Origin of the sequence: Tabrizicola sp. (genome assembly GCF_031377265.1) — a bacterium.
GTDB lineage: Bacteria > Pseudomonadota > Alphaproteobacteria > Rhodobacterales > Rhodobacteraceae > JAUYQR01.
Genome location: NZ_JANMET010000045.1, coordinates 1 through 8742 on the forward strand (window position 1 = coordinate 1; position 8742 = coordinate 8742).

8 protein-coding genes are annotated in these 8742 nt (G+C 61.0%); 2 read left to right on the forward strand and 6 right to left on the reverse strand.

Annotated elements, in window-relative coordinates; genetic code table 11:
- From trmFO to rocF, 6 genes are all read right to left on the reverse strand, one after another.
- Window positions 1-863: methylenetetrahydrofolate--tRNA-(uracil(54)-C(5))-methyltransferase (FADH(2)-oxidizing) TrmFO (trmFO, locus tag RMO18_RS02710; RefSeq protein ID WP_309663786.1), on the reverse strand; the 863-nt coding region annotated here is incomplete at its 3' end.
- 48 nt (window positions 864-911) lie between these two features.
- Window positions 912-1289 carry a DoxX family protein gene (locus tag RMO18_RS02715; protein WP_309663787.1) on the reverse strand — a complete coding sequence of 126 codons (378 nt, stop codon included), beginning with the start codon at window positions 1287-1289 and terminating at the stop codon, window positions 912-914.
- 110 nt (window positions 1290-1399) lie between these two features.
- A complete protein-coding gene (locus RMO18_RS02720) occupies window positions 1400-1684 on the reverse strand; it encodes a hypothetical protein (RefSeq protein ID WP_309663788.1) in 285 nt (94 codons plus the stop codon).
- A gap of 26 nt (window positions 1685-1710) precedes the next feature.
- Window positions 1711-4428 (reverse strand): DNA gyrase subunit A, encoded by a 2718-nt coding sequence (gyrA, locus tag RMO18_RS02725; RefSeq protein ID WP_405053991.1) that lies wholly within the window; start codon window positions 4426-4428, stop codon window positions 1711-1713.
- A 93-nt stretch (window positions 4429-4521) separates the two neighbouring features.
- Window positions 4522-5556 carry an ornithine cyclodeaminase gene (locus RMO18_RS02730; RefSeq protein WP_309663789.1) on the reverse strand — a complete coding sequence of 345 codons (1035 nt, stop codon included), beginning with the start codon at window positions 5554-5556 and terminating at the stop codon, window positions 4522-4524.
- Window positions 5553-6476: an arginase gene (rocF, locus tag RMO18_RS02735; RefSeq protein ID WP_309663790.1), complete on the reverse strand. Its 924-nt coding sequence runs from the start codon at window positions 6474-6476 to the stop codon at window positions 5553-5555. Before rocF ends, RMO18_RS02730 begins: the two co-directional genes overlap by 4 nt.
- A gap of 108 nt (window positions 6477-6584) precedes the next feature.
- Between rocF and RMO18_RS02740 the strand changes: the two genes are divergently transcribed.
- Together RMO18_RS02740 and RMO18_RS02745 are read left to right on the forward strand one after the other, a co-directional pair.
- On the forward strand, window positions 6585-7016 hold the full coding sequence (locus tag RMO18_RS02740; RefSeq protein ID WP_309663793.1) for an Lrp/AsnC family transcriptional regulator: 432 nt from the start codon (window positions 6585-6587) through the stop codon (window positions 7014-7016).
- 79 nt (window positions 7017-7095) lie between these two features.
- A partial coding sequence (locus tag RMO18_RS02745; protein ID WP_309663791.1) for a heme lyase CcmF/NrfE family subunit occupies window positions 7096-8742 on the forward strand: 1647 nt, incomplete at its 3' end.

Here is an 8742-nt window from a genome sequence, read left to right on the forward strand (position 1 = left end):
GTTTGAAAGCCGACGATGTTGTAAAGCGTGCCCAGCTTGTTGTCGCGGCGCAGTTGCACGACGGCGTAGGGCTTCATCGGGTTGTGCGGGTTGGTCAGCCCGACAGGCTTCATCGGGCCAAAGCGCAGGGTTTCGCGGCCGCGTTCGGCCATCACTTCAATGGGCAGGCAACCGTCGAAGTAACCCGCAGTCTCGCCCTCGTGAAACTCGGTCTTTTCGGCGGCCAGAAGCGCGTCGATGAAGGCTTCATACTCAGCTTTGGTCATTGGGCAATTCATGTAGGCGGTCTGTTCCGCCTCCGTCTCGCCTTTGTCGTAGCGGCTTTGCATCCAGGCAACCGACATATCTACGCTTTCGGCATAGACGATTGGGGCAATCGCATCGAAGAACGCCAAAGCATCCGCGCCGGTCGCGGCGCGAATGCTTTGTGCCAGCGCACCGGAGGTCAGTGGGCCGGTTGCGACAATCCAGTTACCCTCTGAGGGAAGTTCTGTAACTTCATCATAAGACGTGGAAATCAGCGGATGAGCCTTGATCCGCGCGGTCACGCTTTCGGCAAACGGGTCGCGGTCAACCGCAAGGGCGCCACCGGCCGGCAAACGGTGCACGGTGGCCATTTCCATGATCAGGCCCTGCGCTGCCCGCATTTCCCAATGCAACAGGCCCACCGCATTCTGTTCGTCATCATCCGACCGGAAGGAATTGGAGCAGACCATTTCGGCAAAATGCCCGGTCCGGTGGGCGAAAGTGCCAACGGTTGGGCGCATTTCGTGAATGACGACCGGCACGCCCAGATTTGCCGCCTGCCATGCGGCTTCGGACCCGGCCATGCCGCCGCCAATGATATGAAGCTGTTCTGTCATGGCGGCGGTTTAGGCGGTTTTGTTTGCTTTGGAAAGGTGATCCGATGCTCAGGCCTTGTCGACAGCAAAACGTCCTGGACCGTGGGCCACGAACATCAGCAGGCCGCCTGCAATGGCAAAGTTCTTGAACAACATCGTCATCTGCATCTGGTCTGCCGGAACGAAGTGGAACAGCCCTGCCGTCACCACACAAAACCCGGCCCCAAGCAACGCAAAGATCCGGGTCTGAAAGCCCGCAATCAGCGCAAGGCCGAGAACGATTTCAAAGATGATCGAAGGCCAAGCCAGGAAGGCGGGAAGCCCGCCCGAGGTCAGATACCCGGCGAACCCCGCGACATCGCCAAGTTTGCCGGCACCGGCAGCGATGAACAGGATACCAATCAGAATGCGCCCGACCAAAGGCGCGTAAGTCGTGAGTGAAGTCATTGATACAGTCCCTCTTTTGTTGCCGCGTTCAGGCGGTCAGGTGAACCCTACGCGGTGCATTCGCGTGGAGCTACTCCTAGCAGGAGAGAGGTAGTGTGCGTGGGCGCACATCATTTCCCTTTCCCATGTACCTGCTGAAGGCGTGCACGTTCCATCCGGATGGCTTCCGCCGGATCATCGAATGACCGGCCTAAAGCTGCGGCCTTGATGAAAAAGCCCGGCGCGGGCAGGTGCAGTGCCGACAATCGCTGGGCGCAAACTGCGGCCAGCAGCGGGCGGCCAAGGCCGGCGTCCTCCTCCATACCCGCCTCAAGCGCTTCGGTAAGGTCGCCGATCCGCCAGCCAAGATCACGGGCAAGCGCGCCGTAGGTGATCGTCTCACCTTTGGCGGCCAAGGTTGCAAGACGCGCCGCTAACGCTGTCAAGCTTCCTCATCGCCTTGTTCCGCGACACGGGCCACCGACACCACCGCCTCATCCGCACCAGTGTTGAATACCTTCACCCCGCCCGCGCTACGCGAGCGGAAGCTGATCTGGTCCACCGGCACCCGGATCGACTGGCCGGTCGAGGTAGCCAGCATGATCTGGTCTGTGACTGTCACTGGGAACGAGGCCACGAGGGCGCCGCCACGCATTGCGCCGTCCATTGCCTTGACGCCGATCCCACCGCGGCCGCGCACCGGATAGTCGTGGCTGGATGACAGCTTGCCGGTGCCAGAGGCGGTGATTGTCAGAATCAGATCTTCCGCCGCCGACATTTCGGCATACCGTTCGGGGGAAAGCTGGCCTGCGGGCACGGCCTCTTCCTCGTCATCCACGTCGTCCTCGACAACCCCGGCCATCAACCGCCGCTGTTTGAGATAGGCCTCACGCTCGGCAGGGTCGGCCTCGAAGTGCCGGATGATGGCCATCGACACCACTTTGTCACCCGCCGCCAGACGAATGCCGCGCACACCAGTAGAGCCGCGCGATTTGAACACCCGGATATCCGTGGTGGAAAAGCGGATTGCCCGGCCAAGTGCGGTCACCAGCATCACGTCGTCGTTTTCGTCCGCAATTGCGGCGTTCACTAGGAACACGCCGTCTGGCAGATTCATCGCGATCTTGCCGTTACGCTTTACGTTGGTGAAGTCGGAAAGGTCATTCTGCCGAACGTCGCCATCGCTGGTGGCAAAGACGATCTGCAGGCTCTCCCACTCCTCCTCCGGTACGTCCACGGGCATCAGGGCGGCGATGGACACCCCCTGGATGATCGGCAGCAGGTTGATCATCGCCTTGCCTTTGGCCTGACGACCGGCCAGTGGTAGACGCCAGGTCTTCAGCTTGTAGACCATGCCATCGGTGGTAAAAAACAACAGATTGGTATGGGTGTTGACAACGAAGAGCGTGGTAACGACGTCATCTTCCTTGGTCGACATCGACGCAAGGCCCTTGCCGCCGCGGTTCTGGCTGCGGAATTCGACCAGCGGGGTGCGCTTGATATAGCCACCCGAGGTGATGGTCACGACCATATCCTCACGCTCGATCAGGTCTTCGTCTTCCATATCGCCAGACCAGTCGGTGATCTCGGTCCGGCGCGGCACCGCGAACAGGGCTTTCACTTCGCGCAACTCATCCGAAATGATCGCCATGATCCGGTCACGAGAGCCGAGGATTTCAAGGTAATCCTTGATCTTGGCCGCCAGCTCCTCAAGCTCGTCGGTGATTTCCTTCACGCCGAGCGCAGTCAGGCGCTGCAGGCGAAGTTCCAGAATGGCCCGCGCCTGTACTTCGGAGAGGTTGTAGGTGCCGTCTTCGTTCACCGGATGCGACGGATCGTCGATCAGCTTGAGGAAGGGAATGATCTCGCCGGCGGGCCAGCGGCGGGTCATCAGGCGCTCGCGCGCTTCCGCTGGGTCGGCCGAGGCGCGAATGGTCGCGACCACTTCGTCGACGTTTGAAACTGCGACTGCAAGACCGCACAGGATGTGGCTGCGTTCGCGCGCCTTGCGCAGTTCAAACGCGGTACGCTTTGCAACAACTTCTTCGCGGAACGCTATGAAATAAGACAGAAAATCGCGCAGCGTCAACTGCTCGGGTCGGCCGCCGTTCAGGGCCAGCATGTTGCAGCCGAAACTGACCTGCATCGGCGAAAACCGGTAAAGCTGGTTCAACACGACATCAGCCGTGGCATCCCGCTTCAGCTCGATCACCACGCGCACACCGATCCGGTCGGATTCGTCGGCAACGTTGGAGATGCCTTCGATCTTCTTTTCGCGCACCATTTCCGCGATGATTTCGATCATCCGCGCCTTGTTCACCTGATAGGGCACTTCATCAATGATGATCGCCCAGCGGTCCTTGCGGATTTCTTCGATGTGGGTCTTGGCACGAATGATGACGCTGCCCCGGCCTTCCAGATAGGCCTTGCGCGCGCCGGACCGGCCAAGGATCAGGGCCCCGGTCGGAAAGTCAGGCGCGGGAATGTATTCCATCAGCGCTTCGGTCGACAGGTCCGGATTTTCGATCAACGCCAACGTGCCGTCGATCACTTCGCCAAGGTTGTGCGGCGGAATGCGCGTGGCCATGCCGACGGCAATGCCCTCGGCACCATTGACCAGCATGTTCGGATAGCGGGCGGGAAGAACCGTCGGTTCGCGGTCCTTGCCATCATAGTTGTCCTGGAAATCAACAGTTTCCTTGTCGATGTCGGCCAGCAGGAAGGTGGCGGGCTTGGCCATCCGCACTTCGGTATAGCGGAATGCGGCGGCAGGATCCCCGTCCATCGACCCGAAGTTGCCCTGACCGTCCAGCAACACCAGCGACATTGAAAACGGCTGCGCCATCCGCACCAGCGCATCGTAGATCGCGCTGTCGCCATGCGGGTGGTATTTGCCCATCGTGTCGGCCACCGGACGCGAGGATTTCCGGTAAGGTTTGTCGGGTGTGTTGCCGACCTCGTTCATCGCATAAAGGATACGGCGATGCACCGGTTTCAACCCGTCGCGCAGGTCTGGAATGGCGCGCGAAACGATCACGCTCATCGCGTAATCAAGATAGGCGGTCTTCATTTCGGCCGCGATGTCGATCTGCGGGCCGTGATGTGCCGGGCGATCCGGGATTTCGTCTGCGTTCTCAGTGTCTTCCGGGGTATCCGCCACGATGCTTTGCGCCTTCTGGGTGGGGTCAACATTTAGCTGTCCGAAGACTACACCATCCCAGCTATGGGGTGCAATGGCAGGCGCGCGTGGTTGTCAGGTCGCCGCGCGCAGGATCATGCCAAATAGGTCACGCGGGTCGTCCGGATCGGCAATCATGTCCAGTTGCGTGCAAAACCCGGTCGCGGCCAGTTTTGACCGAACATAGCGCAGCGCCGAGAAATCCTCGATCGCAAAGCCGACGGAATCAAACAGCGTCACCTGGTCGGCGCTGCTGCGCCCAGGGGTCTGGCCAGCCATCACCTGCCACAGTTCAGTGACCGGGTGATCTGGCGGCAGTTGCTGAATCTCGCCCTCGACACGGGTCTGCGGTGGATACTCCACGAAGATGGAGGAGCGCAGCAGGATATCGCGGTGCAGTTCGGCCTTGCCTGGGCAGTCACCGCCGACGCCGTTGATATGGACCCCCGCGCCAACCATATTGTCCGTCAGGATCGTCGCCAATTGCTTGTCAGCCGTCACCGTGGTGATGATCTGCGCGCCCAGTATCGCCTCTTCTGGGGTGCGGCATTTCACCAGTTTCAGGCCGCGGCCCGCAAGGTTGCGCGCGCATTTCTCGGTGGCGAGGCTGTCAATATCATACAGGCGAACTTCGGTGATCCCGCAGATCGCCTTGAAGCCGAGCGCCTGAAACTCTGCCTGCGCGCCGTTGCCTATCAGGGCCATGGTGGTGGCGCCTTTCGGGGCAAGCCACTTTGCGGCCATCGCCGAAGTTGCGGCAGTGCGCAATGCGGTAAGGATCGTCATCTCCGACAACAGCAGTGGATAACCGGTAGCGACGTCAGCCAAAAGTCCAAAGGCTGTAACGGTTTGCAAGCCGCGGCTCATGTTGGACGGGTGGCCGTTCACATACTTGAACCCGTAAGTTTCACCGTCAGATGTAGGCATCAGTTCGATCACCCCCACATCCGAATGCGAGGCGATGCGAGGGGTCTTGTCAAACGCCGGCCAGCGCAGGAAATCAGCTTCGATCTCGGCGGCCAGGTCGACCATGACCTGCTCGATCCCCAGATGCAGCACCAGCTTCATCATGTTGTCGACGGACACAAACGGCACGAGGTTCAGCATCATTTGCTCCTGGTGGGGCGGTCGAAGACCTTTTTGCCCATAAGGGATCCGACCAGATCGACCATCAGCCGTGCCGTCATGCCCCGGTCGTCAAGAAACGGGTTCAGTTCCACAAGATCCAGCGAAGTCACAAGGCCGCTTTCATGCAGCAGTTCCATCACCAGATGCGCCTCGCGGAAGGTGGCGCCACCGGGCACAGTGGTGCCAACTGCCGGTGCGATGGAGGGGTCGAGGAAATCGACATCCAGCGACACATGCAGCATGCCACCGTCAGCTTTCACCCGGTCAAGAAACTCGCGCAACGGGGCCACGATGCCGCGTTCATCCAGAACCCGCATGTCGTTGATGGCGACGTCATGTTGCAGCAGGGCCGCATGTTCGGCGGCGTCGACCGAGCGGATGCCATACATGCAAATCCGGTCAGAACGAACCGGAGCCGGGAAGGGGGGGAAGGCGTCAAAGCCTTCGCGCCCGGCGATATAGGCCAGCGGCGTGCCATGCAGGTTGCCCGAGGTCGAGGTCATCGGCGTGTGAAAGTCGGAATGCGCGTCCAGCCAGATCAGGTACAGCGGGCGCCCTTCGCGTTCGGCATAGGCCGCCGCGCCAGCGGCAGACCCCAGCGCCAGCGAATGATCGCCGCCAAGGATGATCGGAAACCCACCATCCGAAAGGGCGTCATCAACCCGGTCCATCAGCATTTCAGTCCAGGCCAGCGTTTCGGCCAGCGAATGCACCGCCGGGTTCGGATGGGCAATTGGCGCGACCTCGGGCAGCGCAAGATCGCCCCAATCCTCCAGCCCGTGCCCCAGATCGCGGATCGCCGCCGCCAGGCCAGCCACCCGGTAGGCGGCAGGCCCCATCAGACACCCGGGGCGTTTTTGGCCGGAATCGACAGGGGCTCCGATCAGGATCGTCTTGGGCATGGTGTTCTCCTTTGCGCGGCACCTTGTTTCCGACTTGCGGCAAATCCTAGCGCCGATACTGTCGGTTCGTATAGCGGTATGCACAAAACGGCGGAAAGTCTGCGCATGATGGACGAAACTGATCAGCGGCTGATTGCCGAGCTTAGGCGCGACGGGCGGGCGGCGCTGTCTGATCTTGCAGCAAGACTTGGGTTGAGCCGGGCCACCGTCCGCGCGCGAATGGAAAGGCTGACGTTGCGCGGCGAGATTGCCGGGTTCACGGTGCTGACACGGTCTGATGTGACGGCGGCTTCGGTGCGCGGCCTGATGCTGATCGGCATCGAGGGTCGTGGGGCGGAACGGATCATGACCCGGCTGCAGGGCATGCCTTCGGTGCAGGCGGTGCATTCGACCAATGGCAAATGGGACCTGATTGCCGAGTTGGGCACCCAGACCTTGCAGGAACTGGATGAGACGATCTTTCGCATCCGCAACATCGAGGGGGTAATGTCGTCCGAGACAAACCTGTTGCTCTCGACGCGCAGGGCAGGGCGGCGCTGACACCTGCGCGACCGAAGGGCGCAGGTCCTTTCAACCCGCAGTGCATCGGCCTATCATGAAGATTGTAAGGGAGACTGACATGATCGTCGAACTAGGCCATTTCGCACTGATCCTTGCGCTATCGGTGGCGGTGATCCAATCGACGCTGCCGATGTGGGGGGCATGGCGGCAGGATGCGCGACTGATGGCCGTGGCCGAACCGGCGGCCAAGATTCAGCTGCTTCTGGTCGGCTTTGCCTTTGCAGCTTTGACATATGCTTTTGTTAATTCGGACTTTTCTCTGGCCGTGGTGACGGCAAACTCGCATACTCTAAAGCCGATGCTGTACAAGATTTCCGGCGTTTGGGGCAACCACGAAGGGTCGCTTTTGCTGTGGGTGCTTATCCTTGCGGTCTACGGTGCCTCGGTCGCATGGTTTGGTGACAACCTGCCCGCCAGCCTGCGCGCCCGCGTGATTTCGGTGCAAGGCATGATCGGCGTCGCGTTCCTGCTGTTCATGTTGCTTACCTCGAACCCGTTCTGGCGGCTGGAATCCCCACCGTTGAATGGCCAGGATCTGAACCCCTTGCTGCAAGACCCCGGTTTGGCGTTTCATCCGCCGTTCCTTTACCTTGGTTATGTCGGCCTCAGCATGGCGTTCAGCTTTGCGGTTGCCGCGCTGATCGAAGGCCGGGTGGATGCGGCCTGGGCGCGCTGGGTGCGACCCTGGACGCTGATGGCCTGGATATTCCTGACTATCGGCATCGCGCTCGGTTCGTGGTGGGCGTATTATGAGCTGGGCTGGGGCGGGTTCTGGTTCTGGGACCCGGTTGAAAATGCCAGTTTCATGCCGTGGCTTTTGGCAGCAGCCTTGCTGCATTCTGCCATCGTGGTGGAAAAGCGCGAAAGCCTGAAGGCCTGGACGATCCTTCTGGCGATCATGGCCTTCGGCTTCAGCCTGATCGGCACCTTCATCGTGCGGTCCGGCGTGATCACCAGCGTCCACGCCTTTGCCAATGACCCTGAGCGGGGTGTCTTCATCCTGATGATCCTTGGCGTGTTCACTGGCGGGGCGCTGGTGCTGTTTGCGCTGCGCGCAGGGGCGATGGAGGCGAAGGGTCTGTTTTCGGTGGTCAGCCGCGAAAGTGCACTGATCGCCAACAACATCCTTCTGGCCGTGGCGGCCTTTGTGGTGTTCATCGGCACGATCTGGCCGTTGATTGCGGAACTGGCCCTCGGACGCACCCTCAGCGTGGGCGAGCCGTTTTTCAACGCGGCCTTCACGCCGTTCTTCGTGGCCTTGGCCCTGATCTTGCCCGTGGGCGCAATGCTGGCCTGGAAGCGCGCACAGCCGGCGCGCAATCTGCGCTCGCTGTGGGCGGCAGGTCTGCTGGCGCTGGCGCTTGCTGCATTGGCGTTTTCGCTGCAGACGGGGCGGTCAGCCCTTGGCCCGATCGGCACGCTGCTGGGGGCCTGGGTGGTCTTTGGTGCCTTGACTGATCTGTGGATGCGCACTGGCAATGGCCCGATCGCCAGCCGGATTGCCCGCATCGCGCGGTTGCCGCGCGCTGATTGGGGCAAGGCCACAGCGCATGCGGGCATGGGGATCACGCTGTTCGCCGTGGCCGCAATGAACGCCTGGAAGGTTGAGGATATCCGGATCGTCCAGCTGGGCGACAGCTTTCCTTTGGGCAAGTACGAGGTCACCCTTAACGCGGTAAACGAAGTTCAGGGCCCGAATTACACG